The organism is Paracoccus sp. JM45, assembly GCF_003590715.1.
GTDB lineage: Bacteria > Pseudomonadota > Alphaproteobacteria > Rhodobacterales > Rhodobacteraceae > Paracoccus.
Map to the genome: position 1 here is coordinate 178470 of NZ_QQVY01000005.1, position 25121 is coordinate 203590.

The 25121-nt window shown below is 56.0% G+C and carries 19 protein-coding genes, 1 tRNA gene and 1 pseudogene; 8 read left to right on the top strand and 13 right to left on the bottom strand.

Annotation, left to right across the window (positions count from 1 at the left end; translation table 11 throughout):
- The first annotated feature begins 382 nt into the window (after positions 1-382).
- The 5 genes from phaC to DWB67_RS09940 all read left to right on the top strand — a co-directional run bounded on the left by phaC (position 383) and on the right by DWB67_RS09940 (position 5074).
- Entirely contained in the window at positions 383-2167 is a 1785-nt protein-coding gene (gene phaC / locus DWB67_RS09920; RefSeq protein WP_119807411.1) for a class I poly(R)-hydroxyalkanoic acid synthase, read from the top strand.
- A gap of 156 nt (positions 2168-2323) precedes the next feature.
- Positions 2324-2779 (top strand): Phasin, encoded by a 456-nt coding sequence (locus DWB67_RS09925; RefSeq protein WP_119807373.1) that lies wholly within the window; start codon positions 2324-2326, stop codon positions 2777-2779.
- A 129-nt stretch (positions 2780-2908) separates the two neighbouring features.
- Positions 2909-3508 carry a polyhydroxyalkanoate synthesis repressor PhaR gene (gene phaR, locus DWB67_RS09930; RefSeq protein WP_119807412.1) on the top strand — a complete coding sequence of 200 codons (600 nt, stop codon included), beginning with the start codon at positions 2909-2911 and terminating at the stop codon, positions 3506-3508.
- Positions 3509-3554: 46 nt separating this feature from the next.
- A tRNA-Ser gene (locus DWB67_RS09935) sits at positions 3555-3644 on the top strand.
- A gap of 194 nt (positions 3645-3838) precedes the next feature.
- The gene (locus DWB67_RS09940) at positions 3839-5074 is read left to right on the top strand and encodes an integrase (RefSeq protein ID WP_370453582.1); all 1236 of its coding nucleotides are present in this window, start codon (positions 3839-3841) and stop codon (positions 5072-5074) included.
- Here the strand turns inward: DWB67_RS09940 and DWB67_RS09945 are convergent.
- The 4 genes from DWB67_RS09945 to DWB67_RS09960 all read right to left on the bottom strand — a co-directional run bounded on the left by DWB67_RS09945 (position 5056) and on the right by DWB67_RS09960 (position 7604).
- Positions 5056-5244, bottom strand: coding sequence for a hypothetical protein (locus tag DWB67_RS09945; protein ID WP_119807375.1), 189 nt, complete (start codon positions 5242-5244; stop codon positions 5056-5058). The two genes, DWB67_RS09940 and DWB67_RS09945, sit on opposite strands and share 19 nt — an antisense overlap.
- 274 nt (positions 5245-5518) lie before the next feature.
- Positions 5519-5917 carry a transcriptional regulator gene (locus DWB67_RS09950; RefSeq protein WP_072296322.1) on the bottom strand — a complete coding sequence of 133 codons (399 nt, stop codon included), beginning with the start codon at positions 5915-5917 and terminating at the stop codon, positions 5519-5521.
- Positions 5918-6087: 170 nt separating this feature from the next.
- Positions 6088-7392 carry a HipA domain-containing protein gene (locus tag DWB67_RS09955; RefSeq protein ID WP_119807376.1) on the bottom strand — a complete coding sequence of 435 codons (1305 nt, stop codon included), beginning with the start codon at positions 7390-7392 and terminating at the stop codon, positions 6088-6090.
- Positions 7393-7394: 2 nt separating this feature from the next.
- Positions 7395-7604, bottom strand: a complete 210-nt coding sequence (locus tag DWB67_RS09960; RefSeq protein ID WP_119807377.1) for a helix-turn-helix domain-containing protein — start codon at positions 7602-7604, stop codon at positions 7395-7397.
- 227 nt (positions 7605-7831) lie between these two features.
- Between DWB67_RS09960 and DWB67_RS09965 the strand changes: the two genes are divergently transcribed.
- On the top strand, positions 7832-8053 hold the full coding sequence (locus DWB67_RS09965; RefSeq protein WP_119807378.1) for a hypothetical protein: 222 nt from the start codon (positions 7832-7834) through the stop codon (positions 8051-8053).
- Positions 8054-8110: 57 nt separating this feature from the next.
- Here the strand turns inward: DWB67_RS09965 and DWB67_RS09970 are convergent, their stop codons facing one another.
- Positions 8111-8593: a GNAT family N-acetyltransferase gene (locus DWB67_RS09970; RefSeq protein ID WP_119807379.1), complete on the bottom strand. Its 483-nt coding sequence runs from the start codon at positions 8591-8593 to the stop codon at positions 8111-8113.
- A gap of 1194 nt (positions 8594-9787) precedes the next feature.
- Between DWB67_RS09970 and DWB67_RS17855 the strand changes: the two genes are divergently transcribed.
- Positions 9788-10492 carry a type II toxin-antitoxin system HipA family toxin gene (locus DWB67_RS17855; protein ID WP_147385920.1) on the top strand — a complete coding sequence of 235 codons (705 nt, stop codon included), beginning with the start codon at positions 9788-9790 and terminating at the stop codon, positions 10490-10492.
- A gap of 22 nt (positions 10493-10514) precedes the next feature.
- Here the strand turns inward: DWB67_RS17855 and DWB67_RS18305 are convergent.
- The 6 genes and pseudogenes from DWB67_RS18305 to DWB67_RS10005 all read right to left on the bottom strand — a co-directional run.
- A pseudogene (locus DWB67_RS18305) lies at positions 10515-10772 on the bottom strand (transposase); the annotation flags it as partial.
- A gap of 420 nt (positions 10773-11192) precedes the next feature.
- On the bottom strand, positions 11193-12416 hold the full coding sequence (locus tag DWB67_RS09985; RefSeq protein WP_147385921.1) for a hypothetical protein: 1224 nt from the start codon (positions 12414-12416) through the stop codon (positions 11193-11195).
- A 419-nt stretch (positions 12417-12835) separates the two neighbouring features.
- The gene (locus tag DWB67_RS09990; RefSeq protein ID WP_119807382.1) at positions 12836-13549 is read right to left on the bottom strand and encodes a M48 family metallopeptidase; all 714 of its coding nucleotides are present in this window, start codon (positions 13547-13549) and stop codon (positions 12836-12838) included.
- Positions 13536-16607: a type I restriction endonuclease subunit R gene (locus DWB67_RS09995; RefSeq protein ID WP_119807383.1), complete on the bottom strand. Its 3072-nt coding sequence runs from the start codon at positions 16605-16607 to the stop codon at positions 13536-13538. Before DWB67_RS09995 ends, DWB67_RS09990 begins: the two co-directional genes overlap by 14 nt.
- 31 nt (positions 16608-16638) lie before the next feature.
- Positions 16639-17793, bottom strand: coding sequence for a restriction endonuclease subunit S (locus DWB67_RS10000; RefSeq protein WP_119807384.1), 1155 nt, complete (start codon positions 17791-17793; stop codon positions 16639-16641).
- Positions 17790-20228, bottom strand: coding sequence for a class I SAM-dependent DNA methyltransferase (locus tag DWB67_RS10005; protein WP_119807385.1), 2439 nt, complete (start codon positions 20226-20228; stop codon positions 17790-17792). The genes DWB67_RS10000 and DWB67_RS10005 overlap by 4 nt, the downstream gene beginning before the upstream one ends.
- Positions 20229-20611: 383 nt before the next feature.
- On the opposite strand from DWB67_RS10005, the gene DWB67_RS10015 reads away from it, so the two are divergent.
- Entirely contained in the window at positions 20612-23353 is a 2742-nt protein-coding gene (locus DWB67_RS10015) for a DUF3427 domain-containing protein (RefSeq protein WP_255418630.1), read from the top strand.
- 71 nt (positions 23354-23424) lie between these two features.
- On the opposite strand, the gene DWB67_RS10020 is transcribed toward DWB67_RS10015, so the two are convergent.
- A complete protein-coding gene (locus DWB67_RS10020; protein WP_182911546.1) occupies positions 23425-24549 on the bottom strand; it encodes a uracil-DNA glycosylase in 1125 nt (374 codons plus the stop codon).
- 23 nt (positions 24550-24572) lie between these two features.
- Positions 24573-24956, bottom strand: a complete 384-nt coding sequence (locus DWB67_RS10025; RefSeq protein ID WP_119807387.1) for a hypothetical protein — start codon at positions 24954-24956, stop codon at positions 24573-24575.
- Positions 24957-25121: the final 165 nt, after the last annotated feature.

Sequence of the window (25121 nt, forward strand, 5' to 3'; positions counted from 1 at the left end):
CCACCATTTTGCTGCACTGCGGCATGGAATTTCTGCTGTCAAAGCGGAGCTTTTATCAGTCAAAAGCCGGGTTTACGCCTTGGCCGCCCTGCGCGTATCATCCAACTATTATTAGGGGGGAATCTCGATCATGGCAAGCCAGCCAAAGAAACCGAGCAAAGAGGCCACCGGAACGCGACGCAAATCTGCTGCAACCGGTAAGTCCGATCCCAAGGTGCCACACACCGACGGACCGCCCGAAAATGCTGCGGCGCAGCAAAAGCCTGCTTCAAAGCCGCGCAGACGGACAGTTAAGCCCGAACAGGCACCGCAACCTGCAAAGCCCAAGGCAGCCGAAGAACCTGCCACGGTGATGGCCGAAACGCGTCAGGCGGCATCTTTGATGCTGGCTGATCTGGCAAAGGAAGGGCACGCCCCCACTGCCAAAAAACTGGCCGAGAATATTGAACGAATCGATGTGCTGGGCCAACGCCTGATGTCCGCCTTTGCGGCCCGCAATGCCCCCAATCCCGGTGTCGAAGGGCCAGGGCCTGATCTGTTCATGACTGCGACCAGTGCCTTTATGAAAAACCTTAGCGAACATCCTTCCCGGATGATCGAAACGCAGGTGACATTCTGGGCCGAGACGCTGACGAATTATGCCCGCGCCCAGCAGGCCCTGATTGCGGGAAAACTTACGGCCCCCAAGGATGATACTCCCGCTGACCGGCGTTTTTCCAATCCGCTTTGGCAAAGTCACCCTTATTTCAATCTGATCAAGAAACAGTATCTGACCAACGCCCGCGCCCTGCGCGATGCGGCTGATGAACTGGATCTGCCCGATAAGGTTGCCCGCCGCCGCATCGACTGGCTGACCAACCAGATCGTCGACATGATGGCCCCAACCAATTTTCTGGCCAGCAATCCGGACGCGCTGGAAAAGGCGATCGAGACCGAAGGTGAAAGCCTTGTGCGCGGTCTGGAAAACCTTGTCCGCGATGTCGAATTGAACGGAGGCGAGATGATCGTCTCGCTTGCGGATCGTCAGGCGTTTTCTGTCGGTGACAATATCGGCACAGCCCCCGGCACGGTGGTCCACCGCGCGCCGCTGTATGAATTGATCCAATATGCGCCCAGCACCGAAAAGGCCCATGCGCTGCCTTTGGTGATCTTTCCGCCATGGATCAATAAATTCTATATTCTGGATCTGAAGCCGCAAAACAGCATGATCCGCTGGCTGGTTGATCAGGGCCAGACGCTGTTCGTCGTCAGCTGGAAGAACCCGGATGCCAGCTTTGCCGATGTCGGGATGGAGGAATATATCGCCGCCTATCTTGAGGTGATGGATAAGGTTCTGGAACTGACGGATCAGAAAAAACTGAATGCCGTGGGATATTGTATCGCGGGGACGACGCTGTCCCTGACGCTGTCCTTGCTGGAACAGCGCGGGGATGATCGGGTCAATTCTGCGACCTTGTTCACTGCATTGACCGATTTTTCCGATCAGGGCGAATTCACCGCCTTTCTGCAAAATGATTTCGTGTCGGGCATCGGCGAGGAGGTGCAGCGTCACGGCCTGCTGCGCGCCCGGTTGATGTCACGCACCATGAGCTTTCTGCGTGCAAACGACCTTGTCTGGGGGCCCGCGATCCGCAGCTATATGATGGGGGAATCGCCCCCTGCATTCGATCTGTTGTTCTGGAACGGCGATGGCACCAATCTGCCCGGAAAGATGGCGATGCAATATCTGCGCGAACTGTGCCAGAAAAACGCTTTTGCGACCGATGGCTTCGATCTTTCAGGCCATCGGCTGCATCTGTCGGACGTCAAGGTGCCGCTTTGTGCAATTGCCTGTGAAACCGACCATATTGCCCCGTGGAAGGACAGCTGGCGCGGCGTGGCCAATATGGGGTCCAAAGATAAGACCTTTATCCTGTCCCAATCCGGCCATATCGCGGGTATCGTCAATCCACCGTCCAAAAAGAAATACGGGCATTACGTCAGCGATGACGATTTCCGGTCCGATCATACGACATGGCGCGAAACATCGACCTTCCACGAAGGCAGCTGGTGGCCGCGCTGGGGCGCATGGCTGCAGGAACGGTCGGGTGATCTGCTGGACGCACGTGATCCGGGGCAGGGGATCGAACCCGCGCCGGGCCGCTATGTCCATGAACGGGCCAGCTAGGCATGCCGGATCAAAAATTCACAATTGTTTTGCTGCAATGCAGAACAAAAAGCTTGAAATGCTGCGGTGCAGCATTCATATTAGGACCACGGAATAGAAGCGACGATTGTTCCCCCTCATGGTTTCTCTCTCGTCGCAGTTATAGGAGTGAATGTTATGGCTAAGACACCCGATTACGCGAAGACGATGCAGGACATGATGGCGAATTTTCCGATCGACACCAGCTCGATGCAGGAAGCCATGAAGTCGCAAAGCATGCTGGCCGAAAAGCTGGCCAAAGTTGCGCTGACTGCTGCCGAACGTTCGACCGAAATCTCGGCGCAATGGGCCAAGGATTCCATCGCACGCATGGGCGAAATGGCCGCCAGCAAGCAAGAGCCTTCGGATTACGCCAAAGCTGTCAGCGATTTCGCATCCTCCTCGGCTGAAGTTGCATCCGAACATATGGCTGCCTACGCCGAAGTTGCAAAGAAAGTGCAGATGGACACCGTTGATCTGATGCTGACCGCAGGCAAGGATATGGCTTCGGACGCCCAGAAGGCGGCTGAAAAAGCCACGCAGGACACGCAGGCCGCTGTCAAGAAAGCAACGACCGCATCCGCGTCGAAGTAATGTGACAAGACAATATGCGGAAAAGGGCGGCTTTGGCCGCCTTTTTCACATTCAGAAAAGGGACTTTTTCCTTTGCCTTTTCTGTGTGCAGCTTTCATCATGGATGAAACCGACTGCAAGGAAGCCCTGATGGCCGCATCAACTGCGCCGCTGCTGATCAAGCGTTATGCCAGCCGCCGGCTGTATAATACCGAGACCAGCGATTATGTGACTCTGGAAGATATTGCTGCCTTCATTCGTGACGGACGCGAGGTGAAGATTATCGACCTCAAATCTGGTGATGACCTGACCCGCCAGTATATGTTGCAGATCATTGCCGAACACGAAAGCCGTGGCGAAAGCGTCCTACCTCTGGATGTCCTGACCGATCTGGTTCGCAGCTATACCACCAATGCCCAATCAGTCGTCCCGCAGTTCCTTGCCGCCAGCTTCGAGATGCTGCGCGATGGCCAGTCTAAGGTGATGGAAAATATGGCCGCCATTCCTTCCCCGATGTCCACCATGCCCGGCTTTGACGCCTTGCAGCGCCAACAGCAGATGTTCCTGAAGGCCATGATGGGGGGCTGGCGCACGGGCGCCTCCGGTCCCGAACCCGAAGAGGAAGACGGTACGCAACCTGCAAATCCGGCACCCAAACAGGCGACACCGGAAGCTGCCGAAGACGCACAGGATATGGCCGAAATCCGTCGCCAACTGGCCGAGTTGCAAAAGCGTATCTCAAAGCTTTGATATCGCACTTGCAGAACTGTGAATCACAAGCTAGACCCCCTGCAACGGAGCGGTGGCCGAGTGGTCGAAGGCGCACGCCTGGAAAGTGTGTAGGCGGGGAACCGTCTCGAGGGTTCGAATCCCTCTCGCTCCGCCAATTTCATTCAGTTTAAATGACACTATAAGTCAGCAAACGCTGAGCTATATGCGTTTTTGCCGTTTGACGCATCTCTTTTTGCTATACAATTTGCTATACATTGAGTGATACATGGGCTTCGGTTTGACGAGGTTGGTATGACTATCAGGACGCGTGGAAACTCTGTCAAAGGCACTCTGTATCTCTACAAGCGCGTGCCCAAGCGCTATGCAGTGGTTGAGCCGAGAAAGTATGTTTGGGTCAGCCTTAAGACTGATTCTGCGTCGACTGCGAAGATGAAGGGCGATGCCGTCTGGGATAAGATGATTGCGGCCTGGGAAGCGAAACTGGCAGGCGCTGATGGTGATGCCGAGCAGTTATTCGCTGCAGCGCGGGACTTGGCCGAAGCGAAGGGTTTCCGCTACCTGCGCGCTGACAAGGTCGCGCAGCTGCCGCTTAATGAGATTCGTGATCGGCTTTCTGCTGTGACTCGTGTGGGCGATAAGCCAAATTCTATCGATATGCGCGAAGCGGCCGCCCTCCTGGGTGGCGCTAAGGAACCTTCGCTGATCATCAGTCGCTGTCTCGATCTTTATTGGACTCTTGCGAAGGATAGGGCGCTCGGTAAGTCACCCGATCAGATCCGGCGATGGGAGAACCCTCGCAAGAAAGCTATCCAGAATCTTATTCAGGTGATCGGCGACAAGCCGATCGATCAAATCACCGGCGACGACATGCTTGATTTCCGGAACTGGTGGGTCGAGCGACTCGAAATGGAGGGGTTGACCCCAAACAGTGCCAACAAGGATTTGACTCATCTTGGAGACGTCCTGAAGACCGTTAACAAGATGAAACGACTTGGTCTCGTGCTGCCGTTGAACGATCTTTCCCTCAAGGACATCGAAGCAAAGAGGCGGCCTCCGTTCTCGAGGGAGTGGATCACTGACAGACTACTTGCTTCCGGGGCATTAAACGGTCTGAACCCTGAAGCTCGAACCATCCTTCTGGCGATGATAAACACTGGCTGTCGTCCGTCGGAGCTGGCTGCACTCTCCGGTAACACGATACACCTTGCATGCGACGTGCCTTACATCTCTATCGAGCCAGAAGGCAGGCAGATGAAGAGCGCATATGCGCGCCGCACCATCCCTCTCCTTGGTATTTCTCTCGATGCGATACGTGCCTACCCCGAGGGCTTTCCGAGATATCGCGGCAGCAGCGCGGGGCTGTCGGCAACCGTGAATAAGTATCTTCGAGAAAACGGACTTATGGAGACCCCAGATCATGTGCTCTATTCTCTTCGGCACTCGTTCGAGGATCGTATGTTGGCAGCAGGGATCGACGATCGGATCAGGCGTGACCTCTTTGGTCATCGCCTCACCAGAGAGAAATATGGCGACGGGGCTACGTTGAAGCAAAAGCAGACAATGCTTCAAGCCGCAGCTTTATAGCCTGCTAACAGGACGCGCGCGCGGTCAATTGCGCGATCCCTCGATTGCCAGGTCGCAAGCTCATGTTCGATGCGTTCGAAAATGGGAAGATACACAGAATCGGCCAGAACGAGTTGGGCCACCACGCGGTGCATATGATTCAGTTCATTTAAGGTGACGTCGGAAGACATGGCGAAGCGTCCTGTTGTTACTCTTAGCCTATACTGTTCGATCTCGCATTCTTCTCATGGGACGGACGTTTTTTTTGGGGGATAGGCCGAGGTCGAGATATCTTCGCCATTCAGCAGCCTTTGCATGGACGCGTATTGCCCAAGTATCGCGGTATCTAAACTCAGCCTGTGGCGATCCGACTGCCTGCAGTTGCTTCGAACGACGTGGATCATTCCGATCCACGTCCTTGGAGAGCAATTGCTGCGGAAGATGCAGATTTTAATCCTGCCGTCGTTATTTACCAAAGATGGCCCTGAGCGCCGCACGTGACCTCCCTGTGAGGCGCGGGTCTTTATTATCCGACGCGTTCCGGATTTCAGCCAGCCAACCGCGTTCGTTCTCCGTCGCGGGCGTTCCGAAGATTTCAGTGATTGCTTGTGCTGCTGTCTCGCCAATCGACTGATCGAGTGCGAGACGCATCAGATAAGCTGGGTCGATCTCGAGCGCCTTTGCAAGCGAAGGCACGCGATCAAGGGGAACCTTGTTCCGGCCGTTCTTCAAAAAGGTCATCATGTTGGGGTTCGGGAAGCCTGTCTCGGCCGCGATCTCTGCCTGGCTCTTGCGATATGCGAGATCCTGGATGCGCGCCGAGATGAAGATCGCTGCGGGACTGTTCTGGTAGGGAAGTGTCATGGTCTTGCTGTCGCTTTCATTGGTTGTGACACCAAGATACCGCGCGACATTGTCTGCGTCGGGTGGGGAGTCAGCGCGACCAGAAAGATGCGAGGTCCTAGAAAAAACGCGTGTCGTTCATGGGGATGCAGCCAGTGCCCGCAAGACGGCGGCGCCGCAACCCTCCGGTTTCAAGGTCGGTTCAGAACCATCGCGTCCCGTTCCGGGATGTCGATCTGCATCCCGAGCGCGTCTGCGAGTGAACCAGCCTGTTCTGCGATGGCATCGCCAATGCGCTTGCGATGAGGGCCACTCATGTCGGGAACCCTTGCAACGATGGTAGCGACGATTTCGCGGAGGCGTTTCAGTAGGGCAGGGGTTGCTCGAGGAAAGCCGATCGCAGTGATGAATGTGGCAAGGTCCTCAGCTGTAATCTCGTCGGTCATTCGCGCATGCCCGATGTTGAACGACATCTGATGCACCACCTGATCATCAAGCAGGATGGGCGCAACATCATAGACCGGCGCAAGGTCGGGTCGTGCGCCAACATGCAGCAACGCATGGTTCTTGGCGTGGTTGTCCGTATTGCCAAGCAGCAGGTTGACCAAGGTGATCTCGAGGAAGGCCAGTCGTGCGCGTCCGGGCTGTGTCGTCTGCGCTAGAACCTGTCCAATCGCGCAGGCGTCAAACCGGCGGGTCTCGATGCCGTTACGCTGGTATTTCAACTGCGGTCCAAGCCCGAGCGCCTGCGCAAAGTCTTCCTGATGCAGCCGTCGTATCTCGGTGCCCTCGACGATCCGGTCAAAGCGCGTGATCAGAAGTCCGCAGAGATCGTCATCGCCAAGCACCTCTGTCGCTGCGACCGGATGTGCCTGCGCGCCAGACATCAGCTGCATGAGCAGATGCTCTTGATAAACGCTGGTCATCTCGAAGCGGCTCGGCACCTTGAGGATATGCGTCGTCGGCACGTTTAATCCCTGCCGCGGAAGGGCGAAGCTGCTGTCCGGCAGTCTGGTCAATGCGACCTTGCCCTGAACACCCGCCAGCGGCGAGGGATCACGGGTGTCATCCGGCACCCGCCTGCGGTCACGCAGAGAGGTCATGATCCGCACCAGCTCGTTCTGGTCGATCGGGTCATAGTCGGTCAGCAGGTTTCCCGGTGTCTTGGCCGGTCCGGTCCCGACAGGCACGCAGGAGATTGATCCAGGACAGTCATTGCCAAGGTGTTCAAGCAGTCCGACCACGTCATCGAAGTTGAGACCATGCCTCTGCATGATCTGTTCACGTTGAGCGTTTTCGAACAGGAGGTTCGAGAAGAAACCACGAGTCAGAACATCCCCGAACGGCTCCTCGCGCAGAGGCAAGGAGAGACTCATCGAGTGGGGTAGGGTGTCTGTCAGGTATCGGAAGGCCACCGCACCGCTACCACGCCTTGTGAGTCGCCCTACGGCCTCTGGGAGGCCCTCGATGAACACATCCAGCTCAAGCATCGCCATGCCTATGTTCCTACGGACAGTTGGATGCCGAGATCACGGCAGAGCTGCAGCACCAGACCGACCCGCGCCGTCTCTTTACCGTTCTCGATGGCGCTGACGGTCGGGGTCGAAACACCGCTCTGCATGGCAAGCTCAGTCTGTTGCAGTCCGAGTTCCAGCCGTCGGGCACGGATGGCACGGCCGAGATCAGCAGCGTTTTGGATGTTAGTCATGTCGCTCGCCTAGATGGAATCAATGATCGTTTATTTTCAAGGCAAGATACGGCATGCAACGGCATTCGTAAACGATCGTTGAAATCGAGCCTGTCGTGATGACCTGCAAAGAAAAGACTGAAAATACTGCCGGTTTTCTACCTAGCAAATGAAGGTCTTTCATATCCCACCCGACTGACCTGCGAGAGAGCAGTATATGAAGAGATGACAAGTAACGAGGTTTGAGAATGACTGACGAAGAACATACCCGTGAGATCAACCGGTTGCGCCGGGAGGCCACGCTGAGCGCCACGCGCAATGTCGGGCTAATTTTTCTCGGTGCGGCGGTATATCGCTTTTACAACAGCGGTCTGGAAGATGCTTGGCTCTTTATTGGATATGTTGGCGTAGGTGCGGCCCTGCTTGCGGGTTCACTGTCGCTGACTTTGTTCGGGCGCTTCTTTCGCTAAGAGGCAAGACGTAGTCAAAATCCGAGGCGTCATCAGGTGCCTCGGATGTCATGGTCCTTAGTGATCTGACTTCACAGGATGCTTATGCATCTGGTAGCGCCTCAAGATGACTCCGCCACGTTCGACCTGCTCTTTCTCCAAAACAACCCATCCATGCTTCTCGAAAAAGGGACGCGCTGCCAGACTTGCTGCCGTTGTCAGGCACGAGGCACCTTGGGTGAACGCCAAGTGCTCTGCCTTTTCGAGAAGAGCGCCGCCGACACCCTTACCCGCCGCCGAAGGCAGCACGAAGGCAAGGTCGATATACCCCAGCGGATTGACACTGATGAACCCGACCGGCTCACCGTCCATTTCGGCAATAAAGCCGGTAAGTGTTATCAGGCGCTCTTTCCATCGCGGTAGGTCTATCGTATCGCCGCCCCACGCCCTTCGTTCTGCAACACTGTAGGCGTGGCTTGTCCCTTCGTGCACCGCGCAGAAGAAGATCCTGCTGACATCGAAATAGTCCTCAGGGCGTATGGCCCTCATCTCTATGATCATGGATCGCCTGACTGTAACGGTCTGCCATTAGGCACATTTGGTGCGTGAATTCTTCCGGCGCACGATCCCTCAAATGTAACATAGGCGCTCGAAAATGTAACATTTGGTCCGCCCGATGTTAAATTAGAGCGCCAAAATGTAACATTTGAGGCTCCAAGAGGCTCAATACGATGCCTCAAATGTAACATTCCACCTTCAAATGGACCGCGGATGTTACGTTTTTCACCAGCAAACGCTGGGTCCAATTCCGTAACTTAACATAACTGAGACAAAATCGACCCCAAAATCGGTTTTTGGACAACATAGACGGCGAAGAGGAGGACATAAGCCCAAGACAAACCGGAACGAAATCCAACCAAAGAGGAACGAAAGAGACCAACCGGAAGAAGATGTAAGCCCGAGAGGATACGATTAAGGCACAGGCTCTGAATGAGGCTCAGGCTACGGCCGCAGAGAGACCTCATACCAGTCCGTCTTTCGTCTATTTAATATACTTAAAGGAAAAATGTATTATGTAATATATAGACGAAAGACGGATCAGGACGCAGCACCGGCTGCACGTTCAGGTCCATACGTCAAAGAGACTCACAGACAGGTCAAACGCACGCCCGCTGTCAGCACACCTAAAAGACCCCAACATACGCTCAGCGGTCAATACACGAAGCCTCAGAGTCATCATAGAAGCTGCGCCTGCTAAAGACACCAAAGAAGATAAGAACCGGTTCCCACTCAACCGAAAAAGATAATCGCGGATCGGGATGCGGGACATGTTCGACTTTGTTTCGCACCAACCGCGGCTGCAAGTAACCTAGCTCAGATACCTGCCCTCTGCAGACGACTTGGTTTTTCAGGGAGTGCACTCAAAGGCGCTCACTGGCTCGGGTTCGCGTCTCTGCGCTACATGTGCATATGGGAGTTGCTTACCTGTGCTCAGTGAGCGCCACAGCGCTTCTCAGGTGCTGCTTGCTCTGCTGAATGCACATCACATGTCTGGTTCTGGAAATCGTAAAGGTGGAAGAAGAGAAGCGGCGGCAGCTACTTGTCTTGGATAGGCCTGTCAGCGCATGCTTCCATGTTTGAACGCTGCAGTCAGATTAAGGATGCTGATGACGATATAGGCTGGTATTGCACTAGGATGAGCGGACTCGTGGTTGGGGGCCGTTGTGTCGAGTAGGTAGTTTTTTCGGAGGGTCGATGTCCAATATTCCATTAGAGTCAGGTCTGTATTTTGTTCGTCTAGTTGGGGAAGAGATGGCTCCTGTCATCAAGCATCGACAGAACTGCATATGGGTGAACTCGGCAAACTCGAAATACGGGCTATCTCTTAATCTTCGCAGGCGTTTTTCAGACTACTGCGGCACATTTGGGAAAGACCGTGTTCGTTTCGATGTGGTGTTGCTCAACGAAGCCCCGAGAGTTCTTGAGCAGAAACTAGATTTTCATTTTCGAAAGTATCGGATGCGCAGTCCGTCCGGACGGCTCAACGAATGGCTTGAAGGGATTGATCCAGAAGATGCACTTCAGGAAATCAGGGAAATTTGCTCTGAACTGCCAGATCGCAGTGTTGTTGCGACGCTACCTGCAAAGACACCTTCTTCGACAAGTCCGATGACAATGCATAAGCGTGAGCGGGTCTTTACTCCAGACGATATTCTAAAAGCAGCACGATACCTAGACGCGCACGGAATGACAGAACAGGCATTGACTGAAATCCATCATTCCAAGCTTCAACGGTATCAAGATACCTACGATTACTTCTCTAAAATAAGTTCGTTTCGAGGCACGACGAACTCCATTTACGCTGCCCGTCTCGATTACATCATGCGAGGGCACATGTCTGGTGGGAACTTTGCTGATCTCGTTCCGCAAGTTCTCGAACAATTCCCGCATTCCAATTGACCTGCCCTTACCGGTCATTCGATCATAACGAGAGTCTGTCGGCTTGAGATCGGTAGTCCGCTAGTGGCTTCAGGGCGAGCGCGGAGCCATCATGTAGCGCGAGCATCCGGCGCGCTTCGAGCGGCATCAGGTTGTCGAGCGAGGACTGCGGCCTGACCGCGTTGTAGTCGTAGCACCATTAAGTGTTTTTTCGGCAAGCATCATTCAATGTGTCGAAGATCTCCTCGCTCAGCAGCTCGTCGCGCAGGCTGCCGTTGAAGCTTTCGATGAAGGCGTTTTCTCGCGATAGTAATCGACATTCCCATCAGGATGCGGAACTTGCGCGAGGCCCCGACGTGTCTGCGAAGGGTCCAATGACCAGCACTGGTTGAGCATCAGAGGAAGGGCATCGGTGTTGTGATGTCTCGGGCACGCTTGCGGCCTCGCCTACACCGGACCGACAGCCTTTCTTCGAAGTAAACCCGATACAGCTTCTTCGGACTGATCAGGATGCCGCCGCGCTTCAGCAACAAACCAATCCGCCGAGAGCCAAACCGGTAGCGCACCGCAGAGTGTGCAAGTTTTTTAGACCATCCAGTTTGTCCGGCATCCGGCGTGCATGACCGTTGCGGCCTGCGTTTGCTATTCCTGCAAAGTCTTGCAGGCGCGTTTGGCCTTTTAACTGCTAATATAGGTTCTTTCTGCTCTGCCTATTCCCTTGTCACACCACGCTCTGCCTTGTCATCCTAGACCACGACCGGTCCTCACGCTTCTGAAGGCTACGCAGTGCCAAGCTGACCTTCATGTTCAGCCGCTCGAACGCAATAAACGGCGCAGCGAGCCGCGGCATCTGCGTCCTCAGAGCCTTACGGTTCATTGAACGAAGGTTCTTTCTGACTCCCGGCCATGATCTTTTTCTTTGTAGGGCTAGTGCGCTGTCCATGACCGACAGTCCCATCACGCCGGTTGTATGAAATACCCTCGCGCGCTCTTCTTCTTGAAAAGCCTGCAAGGTGCCAGAAAGACCATGATCTACATGTCGCTTGAACGTAGGCAGTTTGAACTGGAAGTATCTGCCTTGCATGGATGTCAACTTCAGACGACGAAGCGAAGCAATGTCAGTGATCCCGACCGATGTTAGCTCTGAACCTTTCAACGTCACTTCGATCCTGACCCGCTTCGAAGGTTCATTCAGGTCATCATAGCTCCCGTCGAACCGCTGCCGGTCCTTCACCTTCTCCATTAGGCGCAGCATCACATCATCGTGCCGGGCGCCTAGATACATGGTTCCGTCGATGAAGGGCGCTCGGTGGTTCTCGGAGTTGGCGCGCCGCCCGCGTGCATCATCATGTTGAAGTTCCGGTAGTAGTTTCTGAACGCCGTCGCTTTGTTTCTTCCAGACAGAACGGAGGCGACTGTTCGAGTTTGTCAAAATGTCCCGTGACGTCCAGATGGTTCGCTGCAGAGCGCCTAGGAGGTGTGCCCGAGTCGCGTTAGCATTCTCGGCTACATATGCATCAACGCTGACCTCTAGGCCTGTCACGCGCGCGCTGGAGGCCTCCCCGAACCTGTCGCATAGCGCTCGATGAATCACATGGATCAAGGCGAAGCTTGAAGGCTCTTGAACCTTGATCGTGCAGACGGTGAATACGCTACCGTCAGTTCCATCTTCCGGAGCAATGAAGCTGTCTCGGGCAAGATAGCGGCGTAAAACTGCTTGGACATGTTGTGCCTGCGTTGGTCGCCCGAGATGGATGCGGAACTCGACCCAGTCAATGACTGCGTGGAAGCGGTAAGCATCCAGATCAACGATAGGCACGAGCGCGATCCGGTCATTCAATCTGCGCTGAGTATTACCCAGCGCTACCGGTTTGTAGTGCAGCATACAGGATAAGCAGTTCGATGCACGGGAGTAGGGGAGCTTAGAGGCGAGAGGGATGGGCATGATGTTCCTATGGTCCTAATACCATGCCTATACGGCTCATAAGCGCCTCTGTCGGGTGGGATAGCCTGCTTTTTTGGCTGATGATCTCGACGCCCGAGCGGGGAACGGCAGCAAAGCGGGGTCCGTCGAATGAGCTTGGCTGCGTTCCGATCACGCACCTAAGTGCAAAAGCCTCAACGACGCTGCAGGATGCGAGCGTTTGATGCTGTTTTGTTGACGGAACGGATTGGACGCAGGGGGCATCGCCGATCAGTGTTCCTGAAGAGGCATGCATGCTTCGACTAAGACAGATCAGCCACGCCTTGCACAGGTGAATATGGACTGGGACGCCTGGTGCGCCGCAATCTGTCCGATGAGGGCATCGTCCGCCGGATCCTCGATAGCACCGTGGTTAAGGCCCGGCTGGACCGCCAGAATACTTATATTGATAGCGGCAGGGCGTTCAGGTCGGCGCGGACTTGCCGCCATCCAGGCATTTGCCTAGCGAGGACGTTCAGAAATACTTCGTCATGTCGCGGTGAGACGAAATGCGCCATTTCGTGAAGAATGACATAATCGAGGGCTGCCAGCGGCTTCTTGGCCAAATCCAGGTTCAACCAGATGATACCCAAATCTGGATTGCAGCTACCCCATTTCGTTTTCATGGTGCGTATGCCCCACCTGGGTAAGGGGACTGCAAGTCGCTCGGACCATTTCACCACTCGGGGCGCGGCATGCTCTCGTAGTTGTCCCCGATACCACGCGGACATCCATCTTGCTTTCTGCGCGGTCGTTGAGGTTTCAGGCACCCTCATTGTTACTCGACCAGCAGCGCCTTGCTGGATCACGCAACGGTTCTTGCTGCTCGTCTCGACTAGCAATCGTAGCGGTTTTCCAAAGACGAAATGGGTCTCTCCTGAGACAAAATGACGTTCAGTCTGCCTCTCTTGGCCCTCGAACTCGCGCTGCTTCTTCCTGATCCAGCCGAGCCTGGTCACGACCGCAATGCGGATAGCATCCTCGCTGATGGCCGGAGGTGCGGCCACGCGCACGCGCCCGGAAGGCGGATAGACCCCGATATGCAGATTCTTGATCGGCTTCCGGACCAATTCTACCGACAAGCCGGCGATTTCTAGATTTTCAGTATTCGTCATAGGAACTGACGATCTCGATCACTTGATCCACGGCGTCCTCGGTCTCAAGGAGTTCAACAAGCTTCCGGCGCAACATGCGCTCCTTCATCTTGTTACCCCGCCACCCCGTCTGTGCAGTGCTTCGTATGGCTTCGTCGACGGCCATGGCTGTGGCCTCGTCTCGCCCAAGGTTGTCATAGAGCGCCTTTTGCCCTGGTGTGGATATAGCTGCCGGATAATCGCTGCCGTGGCCCGCCTTCGCCGCCCTGATCAGGTCCGCGATCTTGGCCAGATACTCTGCATAGGCAATGGCATCATCTTTCCGCTTCTTGACGAGGTCTTTCAGCAGCTCAGACATTCGCTCGTAGAAGGACGGGTTGATCGGCGTTTCGCTGATGATCAAGCGGCGTAGGTTATTCTCGATGGCTTCCGCCACGTTCTCACGCTTCTTCTTGAGCGTTTTCGGCAGCGCCTCTTCTGCCGCTGCACCTTTGCTGGCCACCAGGTCGATCAGGCTGAGGTCGTCCAGATGCGAGATGATCTCTGTATCCTCGGCCTTGATGTATGTATCGATCAGGTGCCGCATCGCAGGCTCGAACTGCTTCAAGTCAACAGCATCGCCGCTGTGCAAGCGCACGGCATCGCGCAGTGCAACCGCACGCTCCACCTCGTTGCGATACTGAGCCAGTTCAAGATCGTTGACGCCCGAGGCGGCGGGATCATCTGCCACGGCGGCATAGGTCCGGGCGAAGGCGCCCGCCAGCTTGTAAAGCGCTTGGCGTCGCCTGGCCTTCTCGTCAGCCTCAGGGTCGCTTTCCCACCCGCCTGGGCTCGAGAAATATGCAAGAACCTGCTCGTCGCCCTTGGGCTGCTCGACCGGATCAAGCAGCCCGAACCACGCGTCGCGCGCGTTCATAAGATCCTCGCTTGCCTTCTCCGCACGCGAGGAAATAAGTCCCGCGACATCAGCCGCGTCGAAAGCATCGAAGGCACCTGAAGTGTAGTCCTCTACAGCGGTCTCGATGTTTTTGAAGAGGTCCTTATAGTCGACGACATAGCCATAATCCTTGTCATCCCCATCCAGGCGGTTCACGCGGCAGATCGCCTGGAACAGCCCGTGATCGCGCATTTGTTTATCGATGTAGATGTAGGTTGCAGTCGGCGCGTCAAACCCGGTCAGGAGGCGGCTGACCACGATCAGCAGCTTCATCTGCGACGGCTCCTTGCGGAACTTCCGCAAGGCATCTGCCTCGTAAGCCTCTTCGTCCGTGCCGAGATCGGTCATCAGCCGGTCATAGACGCGATAGACATATTGCTTTTCCGTCTCGCCCATACCGGATTCTTCACCGGTCAGCTCCGAGGCGTTGCGCGTATAGGACGTGACAATCGCGCACTTGCCTGCAAGCACCGAGCCGGAATTACGGAAGATTTCGAACAACCGGCAGGCCTCGGGGATCGAGCCTGCGACCAACATAGCGTTGCCCCGTCCAGCTATCAGGCGCGGCTTCATCTCCATGTCCATGATGATGTCGCTGGTGATTTGCTCCAGCCTGTCCTTAGACGACAGAACCCGCTGCAAAGTGCCCCATCGCTGTTTCAGCGTTGCCTTAGCTACGGGGGTCAGGCCCTTTGTCTTGGCCTCGAACCATTCGTCGATCTTTTTGGGCGAAGAGATCCGCTGGTCAATGTCGCGGGCTTCATAGCGTAGGTCTAGAACCACCCCGTCCTCGACTGCCTCGTTGAAGCGGTAAGGCGTGCCGATATACGGTCCAAACACCTCCAATGAAGTGTGCTTGTCGGATTTCAGCAAGGGCGTGCCGGTAAATCCGATAAACACCGCATCCGGCAGGATCATCCGCATGGCCTTTGCCAGCTTTCCCGATTGTGTCCTATGCGCTTCATCGATGAAGACGAAGAACTCGCCAACCGGCGCGCCGATCTGGCCGCGCTGGATGTCGGCGATCATGCTGCCCAGCTCGTCCTCTTCCCGCCGCCCGAACTTGTGGACCAGCGAGGACACAACGCGGTCCTTAGGATCGGCCAGTGCGGCCAGCAGGTCTGCGCCCGACTTGGCACGGCGGACCTTGTCGCCGGTATTGCCGAACACCGCCTCGATCTGTTCGTCCAGTTCCTTGCGGTCAGTTACGACCAGAATGCGGGCCTCCGGGCGTGCCTCGCGGATCCAACGGGCCAGCATCACCATAATCAGGCTTTTGCCGGACCCTTGCGTCTGCCAGATGATCCCGCCCTTCCGAGCCGCGACCGCATCCTGGGCGGCCTTGACCGCGAAATACTGGTTGGGACGCGTGACCTTCTTGATCCCCGCGTCGAACAGGATGAAGTCGTTGATCAGCTCCAGGAACCGCGCAGGCGTCATCATCTGCGAGATGTCGCGCTCCAGCGGCAGGGTGATCGGGCTTTCCTCCTTCCAGGCCAGCCAATAGTTCTGGGGCGTCTGAATGGCGGCATAGCGCAGACCCTGCATGTCGTTGCCTGCGAAGGTGATCTGCACCGTGGTGAAGAAGTGCCGGATGAATTCAGGGCGCTGGTTGTCCAACGTCTGGCGGATGCCTTCAGCTAGATCGACAGTAGATCTCTTCAGCTCGACCACGCCCATTGCGATGCCGTTGACATAGAGGACCAGATCGGGGCGTTTGTTATAGGCCTTGGGGTTCTTGGCACTGACTGCGACCTCTTCGGCGATGCCTAGGTCATTGGCGGTGGGATCGTCCCAGTCGACGAAGCGAACGGTGACCGGCGCCTCGCCGGGTCCAGGTGTGACCTGCACGCCAAAGCGCAGCATGTCATAGGTGGCGCGGTTTGCCTCGTAGAGCTTCAGCCCGTCCATCCGGGCGGCACGCTGAAGCTGGGTGATGGCGCGGGTCGCAACGTCGGGGTCATAGCCTCGGGCAACCAACCACGGGTGTAACAGGCCCGGCTCGATATTGGTGTTGCCGACGCGCTTGTGCCAATCGCCCAGATAGCGCCAGCCTAGGCCGCCTGTCTGGCCCGACAGGTCGCCACAAAGCTGCGCGATCATGCGGTTCTGGGTGGCGCGTTCCGGATCACCAATGGCCATAAAAAAATCCGCCTTAAATACTGTCACCAAGTCAGACCAACCTGACCCGCCCTGTCAAAAGGTTCTGCATCATCCCCTCCTTCACCAACCGGGCCTTGGCGAGGCGGGATTCGAGGGTCTGGATTTCGGCATCCATGTCCGAGAGGACGGCAGCGATAGCTTGTTGTTCTTTATGATCCACCGGCATCGTGAAACTGAAGCCCAGAATCTGACTTGGCGCCAAGTTGTTGATAGCAGAGCCAGATAGGATCACGTTCAGTTGGTTGCGGTATTCGTCCGACTGCAACAAGAAGGGCACATACCCATCGGCGGCGGCACCCGCGGTAGGACGAAAACATCCCATAAACGCCCCAAAGGTATAGGCCGAGCCGTCCTCGTCCCAAAAAATACCAGCTTTTCCGACCAATGCCCGGCTGCCGTTGGCCATGCAGACGAGGACATCTCCGCGCTTCAAATGCTGAACCTGCTTAACTCGATCTTTCCGAACATGCTGAACGTCAGAATAAACGATCTTGCCGTTCTGGACGTTGTTCGCCCTCAAAAGCATGATTGAGGCAGGTGTCTCCGTTTCGAATAGGTCAGCGCTACCGTCGTAGCTAACACCACGGAGGCAGACCCCAAGGCCACCCAACTTCCTAACCTCCCACTCCCCCGAGAACCCCGGGAGGCGGCGGCGGGCAGTGAGGAGGTCTTGCATCGCGCCCTGCTTGATTAGGCGCTTCTTGGCGATCACCCGTTCCAATCCCGCTACTACCCCATCTGCATCCGATAAGGCGGCGGCGATGGCCTGTTGTTCGGGGAGATCGTCGGGAGCAAGAACCTTGATCGCGTGCAAATCATTCCTGTTCACGCCCGGAACGCCTGTCTTCCCGCTCTGTCCCGCAAAATCAAAGCGTTGGAGGAGATAGTAACAGAAGCGCGGATTGTTGCCGTGGAAGTTTGAGACGAAGAGGGTTGTGTTTAACGGCCAGTAGGGGCCGTCCACAAAGAAGACTTTCCCAATGGTTCCATATCGCCCGGTGACAAGCCCCGGACCGATCTTGATTGGTTCGTTGTGCCAGTCCTCGGGACCAGAGGATGAGATGATCGGAACTTCACCATCAACGCGAAGCCGCTTGGGAAGATCAAAGCCACGTTGAAGAGTTACGATCTGACCAAGTGGTTTGCTGGTCCAACCACCGCTCATCTCGCCACCCCCATCGTAGCCAGATGCCGGGCCACCCGCGCCTCCAGCCCAGCCAGATCCTCCATGATCTGCGGGAGGGTCTGGCCATAGCGTTCGGTCAGCACCCGCACGCGGGTGGTCAGGGTCTCGGTGCGCGCCTCAACCTCGGCCCCGATGGCGGCGGTGATGTCGGCCAGCCATTTATCATGCACCACAAGCAGCCGGATCCCGTCATCGGTCAGCGTTGGATAGTGCTTCAGCACCGCCTCGTTCAGCCGTGCCTCGGCGTCCTTCGCAGCCTTCTTTGCCGCAGCCTCAGCCGCGATCAAGCGAACGGCCTGCTTCAGCAGTGGCCTTTCGTCGGTCTCTGCCTCACCCGATGCCGTGCGCGCCTTGACCGAAGCGGCGCTCAGCTTGCCCGTATCGGTCAGGGCGAATTCCAGCAGTCCTCCCTCGGCCCCGTGCTCTTCGGCCAGTTCCTCGATCTCGCGGCCCAGCTCTTCGGCTTGGGCGGTGGCATCATCCAGTTCCTGCTTAAGGTCGGGGAAGAAGCGCGCGGTGATCAGGCGCGGCGGGATCACATCGGCCACAAGGCGCACCTTGTTCACCGTCAGGTCGCCCTCTTCCAGCCATTTTACCTTGCCGTCAGCGCTGGTCTCCTTGCGCGCCTCGCGCAGGTCACGCGCCTCCAGCCAGCCGCCGCCCGAGATGATAAACACGTCATCCTGCATACTGGCCGCCCAATAGGACATCAGGCGTTGATAGGCCTCATATTTGTCCACTAAGGGCGCAGCGTCAAAGCGGGTCAGCATATCCTCGGCGATGCTGTGGATCATGTCGCGGGGATGATCGCCCTGCTGAATGTTCGTCAGCAGTCGTTCGTTCGCTGTGGTCCAGTGGTCGAGGATGCCCGTGACCTGCGTTCGGAAAGCCGCGAAATCCGGGTGGTTGCGGATGGTAGCGCGCACCTGGTCAGGCGCGACCAGCGGATCGGCATAACCCTTGCGCGCGTTCGGCCCGAACAGCGTGGCGCGCAGGTTGGGCATAACGTCCCAGAACTCGCGTAAGGCGTCGATGTCGCGCTCTGGCACACCGCCATGCAGGTGGGCGGTGATGTCCTGCAGATCCTCGGGTTCAGAACCGTCGATGTAGCGCGGGATGTTCAGGTTGAAGTCGTTCCGGGTAATCTCATCGAAGGGCACGAGACGGGAATAGCCGTGTATGGTCTGCTGGCGGGTAAAGGCGTCGACGATCTTGTGGATGTCACGCTCGCGCAGGCGGTTCTTATTGCCGTCCTTGATGAAGCCCTTTGAGCCGTCGATCATGAAGACGGGACGCGCGGCAGTGGCCTCGGACTTGTCCAGGACAATGATCGAGGCCGGAATGCCGGTGCCGTAGAACAGGTTGGCAGGCAGGCCGATGATGCCCTTAATGTAACCGCGTTTCAGGATACGCTCACGCAGCTTTGCCTCGGCATTCCCGCGGAAGAGGACGCCGTGGGGAAGGATGACCGCGCCGGAGCCAGTGGCCTTCATCGAAGCGAGGGTGTGCAATAGGAACGCAAAGTCGCCGTTCTTGGCAGGCGGCTCGCCATCGTCGAAGCGGCCATAGCGGGTTTCGGCGGTGAGGCCCGACGCCCAGGCCTTAGTGGAGAAGGGCGGGTTGGCGACAACGAAGTCGAAGGTTTCGAGGCTTTGGCCGTCAGCCAGGAAAGCAGGCTCCGCGATGACATCGCCTTGCGCGATTTCCGCCGTGGCGCGGTTGTGCATGATCATGTTCATGCGCGCGAGGCCGCGGGTCGCGATATCCATTTCTTGTCCGTAGATGCCAATCTGCACTCGGGCCGTTTCCGCGGCCTTAAGCAACAGTGAGCCAGATCCGCAAGTTGGGTCGTAAACCGACTGTCTGGGGCTTGTAGCCCGGCTGATGCCCGCTACGGCTGCGACGATGCGCGACACCTCGGCGGGGGTGTAGAATTGGCCTTTGGACTTGCCTGCCTCGGTCGCGAAGTTGCGCATGAGGTATTCGTAGGCGTCGCCCAAGATATCGTCGCCATCGGCGCGGTTCTTGGTGAAATTCAGCTCTTCCCGGCTAAATATATTGATCAATGCGGTCAAAGTATTGATCATCTTCTGGCCGCGGCCGAACTTCTCAGGGTCGTTGAAGAACGCCCGGTCAATGACGCCGCTAAGGTCGTTCTCTTCGGCGATGCGCGCGATGATCTTGTCCATCCCCTCGCCGATGTTCTTCGATCCGCGCAGGGCCTTAATATCAGCAAATGATGCGCCAGCCGGCACTTCGATCAGTGCATCCACTTGGCCAGCGCGGTCCGAGACGTATTTCACGAAAAGAAGCGTTAGGATGTAGTCCTTGTAGAGCGAAGCATCCATCCCGCCTCGGAGCTGGTCGCAACTTTCCCAAAGGGACCGGTAGATATCGCTTTTCTTAATCGCCATGGCTCAATCTCGCTCGTCTACATTTATCAGGTCCGATGAGCATAAGCTGCCATTCTCTGAGGAGGCTCAAACCGTAGACCACATCGAAGCAGTGCTACATGTGCGCCAGAAAACAGTCGAATGTGAAGAGCAAACAAGGTCAATCATACTTATCGCGTCCAATGAACCGAAGAGTTTCAACATGGAAGCGAAGTGGGCCACTGCGTGACAAGGGAATGGTCTATCCTGGACAATGCCTGACGCATTGATAACCTGATGCCATTTCGAAGGACCGCCATTTGGACATGCCCATTCCCGCTTGCCCGCTATGCCTCGAACCAGGCGATAGGATCGCGCCACAGCGCCATGCAGCTTGTTGGGGTGATCTGACTGCCACTGAGCAAATGGATCTTCTGGCGCGCCTTGGAGAGGCTCTCACGCATGGCTGGACTGGCTTCGATATCAGCGACGCGCATGGGCATTTTCATTTCGTGCGGCGCCAAGCATTTGGACCGCCGCGACTGATCACAGGCGCGACCGATCCGCTGCTGCCGCTGCTGGCACGAAGTATCGATGGCGCTGCGCAGGTAGATTTAGCCGTCGCTTTTGCACTGGATTCTGGCGTGCGGCTGTTGGAACCATGGTTGCGTGATCTGCTTAATCGTGGCGGACGGCTTCGGGTCGTGGTCGGCGACTATATGGACGTCACGGAGCCCGCAGCCCTGCGGAGACTTGAAGATCTTGAAGGGGCAGATCTCCGAATCTTTGAGACAGGGACTAGCTCTTTTCATCCCAAGGCTTGGCTGTTTCGTGCTGCGGACCGGACTGGCTCTGCCATCGTGGGCAGTTCGAACCTGTCGCGGACTGCGCTAACAACAGGAGTGGAGTGGAACCTGCACAGCGAGAACGCCACAGATGTTGTGCAGGACGCCTTCGAGTCGCTTCTCAGCCATCCCTCGGCACGAGTGCTGACCTCCGGTTGGATCGATGCCTATGCCGTGCGCAGAGGCCGCACGGCGCTAACTGATATCGCGCAGACCATAGTTGCAGACGAGCCGCCCGATCCAGCGCCGAGACCCCATCCCATCCAGCAGGCGGCCCTAGATGCGCTTGGCGCCACGCGCCGAGCAGGTCGCCGAAAGGGTCTGGTTGTTCTTGCCACCGGTCTTGGGAAGACCTGGTTGGCTGCTTTCGACAGTCTGCCTTTTCAGAGAGTTTTGTTCGTGGCCCATCGCGAAGAGATACTGAACCAAGCAATGTCCTCTTTTCGACGTATTCGCCCTGAAGCTCGCTTCGGTCGGTATGATGGCAACGAAAAGAACACCTCGGCAGAAGTCCTCTTCGCATCGATACAAACGATTGGGCGCAAAGCACATCTACATCGCTTCGATCCTAATGCTTTTGACTATATCGTGGTGGACGAGTTTCATCATGCGTCAGCAGCTAGCTATCGCGGGCTTCTCGATCATTTCTCACCGTCGTTTCTATTGGGGCTGACAGCAACACCTGACCGCGCGGACGGTGAGAGCCTTCTCGAGCTTTGTGACGAAAATTTGGTCTATCAGTGCGACTTGTTCGAAGGCATCGAAGCGGGCTTGCTGGCTCCTTTCCAGTATCTAGGTGTGCCGGACGAAGTCGATTATGCGCAGATCCCGTGGAGATCCTCGCAATTTGACCCAACTGCACTGGACGCTGCAATCGTCACTGAGGCGCGTGCAGCGAATGCTCTGGAGCAGTTCAATTTGCACCGTGAAGGGCCTGCGATAGGTTTTTGCTGCTCGGTTCGACATGCCGAGTTCATGGCCGACTTCTTTCAGCGTCATGGTATAAAAGCGGTTGCCGTCCATTCTGGACCTGGTTCTGCGCCGCGCACGACATCGCTGGAACAACTAGGTAGAGGAGAAATCGACATTCTCTTCGCTGTCGATATGTTTAACGAAGGCGTCGATGTCCCAAATATCGGCACGGTGATGATGCTCAGGCCGACCGAAAGTGCGATTATCTGGCTACAGCAGCTTGGCCGCGGGCTGCGTCGGGTCGAAGGGAAGCTGCTGCGGGTTATCGACTACATCGGTAATCATCGGATATTTTTGACGAAGCTGCGTGCACTGCTTGGTGCAGGACCCGGATATCGATCTCTTTCGCAACGCCTGGAAGAAGCTTTCAATAATAACCTCAGTCTTCCCGCGGGCTGTAGCGTGACTTACGATCTGGAAGTCGTAGAGATCCTGCGTGCTCTGTTACGTAAGACTCCAGCGGGAACTGATCTCGAAATGCGCTATCGTGACTTTCATCTGCGTCACGAGCGCCGTCCGACCGCTGCTGAAATAGCAGCTGAAGGTTTTGATCCATCGCGAAACGGTCATGGTGGCTGGTTTGATTTCGTTCGCGATATGGGTGACCCCGTAGATGATCGTGCAATGATGAAAGTAGCGGAGCTGCTTCGCACGATTGAACGTGATGCAGCGTTGGACGTGTCCGCCCTGATGGCGCTTTCAAGTATCAATGGCGCACCCGCTAGTCAGGAGGGCTTGGCTCGGTGGGCATTCCATCCTCTCGTGAAACGTGAAGATCAGCATTTGTCGCTGATACGTGACGATCCCGGCGGGAAGGGCGCTCGGATGATCCAGGAGCTAGTGGCTTGGCGTTTATCGATCTTAAAGCCAGATCAGGTTGATGAATCGCCTGCGCCAACGTCTGTTGCTGGACCTGGCTTATGGATCGAATATATGCGCGAACAGATCCCCCCTCTCTTTGGAGCAGTTTTCAATCCAGGCAATTGGAAATCGGGTATCGTGCGGTTGGAGCGTGATCTTATCTTACTGACTACGCTACATAAAAAGGACATGGCCTCCGGTAATCACTATCAGGATGAGTTTCTTTCACCAGATGTCGTAAGCTGGCAAAGCCAATCCCGAACACGTCGGGACAGCAAGGTTGGCCGTATCCTGCTCGCTGAAGAACCAGACGTTCGTGTGCATTTGTTTGTCCGGGCAAATAAGCTTCGTAACGGAAAGGCAGCGCCTTTTCTCTATTGTGGGCGACCTCAATTCGATGGTGCGGACGGCGAGCAGCCGATTACTATCCAATGGCGCTTAGCTGAACAGATACCGAGGCACTTCTGGGGTGCTCTGGGGATCGTCTGACAGTAATCATTGAACGGAAAAATGGTTGCGGAGAGCGTGCAGTTCATTTGTCCATGTGAAGAAGCATGGGTTCAGTTTTCGCGCAAATGTTCCAAGGCCGCCGAATCGAGGCTGATCTTACTGGTCATGCTGCCTGTTCCATTCCAGGCAGGGTTACTCGTGATAGAGATTTCCGCGGTCTGTATGGCGCGGTAGCAAGCGCAAACGTATGCAATCGCGCATATAAGGTGATCTTGCGATGCATAGCGACAAGCGCGAGCGATCGCCTCGAGATCGTTGATCAAGCTCCTTTCAAACTGCGTATAGTTCGTCTCGTCATGAGAGATCTGAAATTCAAAAGGATCGAGTGATATGACCAGATCGAGGCGATGATCGCTAACGTCGGTGCCACTTGGGCTGCAATTAGCAACTTGCGCGCTCAATTGCACGTCACGTAGTTCGAACTGGCGTTGAGTAGGGAATACGGACCGGGAAGCAATTGCACGCCCGTAACGTGCGTCATCCTCTGAAAGGCGGGCAAGTTCAGTGGCTGCTTCGCGCCAGATGTCCGGGATGGCTCGCCACAGCTCAGGATGTAGGCCGCGGGTCTGAGGTGAAGGGTGTGCAGAGATGAAGACCTTCAGCCCTCTGGCCTCTAGAGATTTGCGCGCCTTTTCTGCCTTCTTGCCGACAAGAACGACGACTTGCAGACATGGCAGTATATCGAGCAACATGTCGATGCAGGACAGACCGTCTTTCCATTCTTGGCTGTAAACTTGAATATCGTTGTTCCACCAAGGTATAGCATTCCAAAGAACAGTCTGCCTTCTGTCGATTTCTGCTTCCCTCATGAAGCAAAAAAGGGCCTCGGCTGTAGGGTCATTGTTATCGCGCGAGATGAAGCCTGATCCGCTTGGTCCATCCTTGTCTGGATCAGTCATGGGGCCGGGCTTTTCCATAATGAAGAGCATCTGCGCTTTCACGCCGCCATCCAGAGGATCGAAGTCGGGAACTTGCCCGCGGTTCTCGTTCCGTAGAGTGTCCACCAGTCGCGAAAGCGGTTCGATATGAGCCTGATGTAACATCCCTCGACGCTTGATAATGTCGCTTTCTGACTTCAGGCTGCGGGGCGTGATGGGATATTCGATACCGTCATCATCAATAAAGCTGAACGTGAGCTTATCATCCGCATCGTAGACAAATTTGTTTTTCGTCACGGTATTCGCCCTCCTCTCAAGTCTTAACCCAGCGCCTTGATAATATCAGAGCCGAGGCTGCGAGTATTTTTAGCGTTTCCCATCGAGTTCATCGGGTTCACTCCTATCTGACGTGCAATGTCGCGCAGCACCGGCTTTGCTTGGGGAAGAAGATGGCCGTCGTCGCGGACGATGATTGATCCATTTTCAAGCTGCGTAACCTGAAAGCTGGACCAGAGAGCCGAGGCGACTTCTTTCATTTGCTCAAGTGGGGTTGATTGCCGTTCAGCTGGTTTTAGAATCTTATTGACCGGCAAATAGGTGCTGCCATTCACATCGCGTAGCATCGGGATCAGTTCATCTGTCGAACAGTTGAGCACCTCTCGGATCGAAGGTTCATTCTCGTCAAGCACGATTTGCAGGATCATGATACGCGACGCGTAGCTGAGTGTGCTCATATTGAAGTTAATGCGTGTAGATGACGTAAGAGGTGGTCCTGAATTTTCGACCAGTTTTCCGCCGGGCTAAGCTATAGCATGGGTTTCATGTCAGGCGGCGGCTTTCAGGTGTTGATTGTGAGTATCATAGGCCTC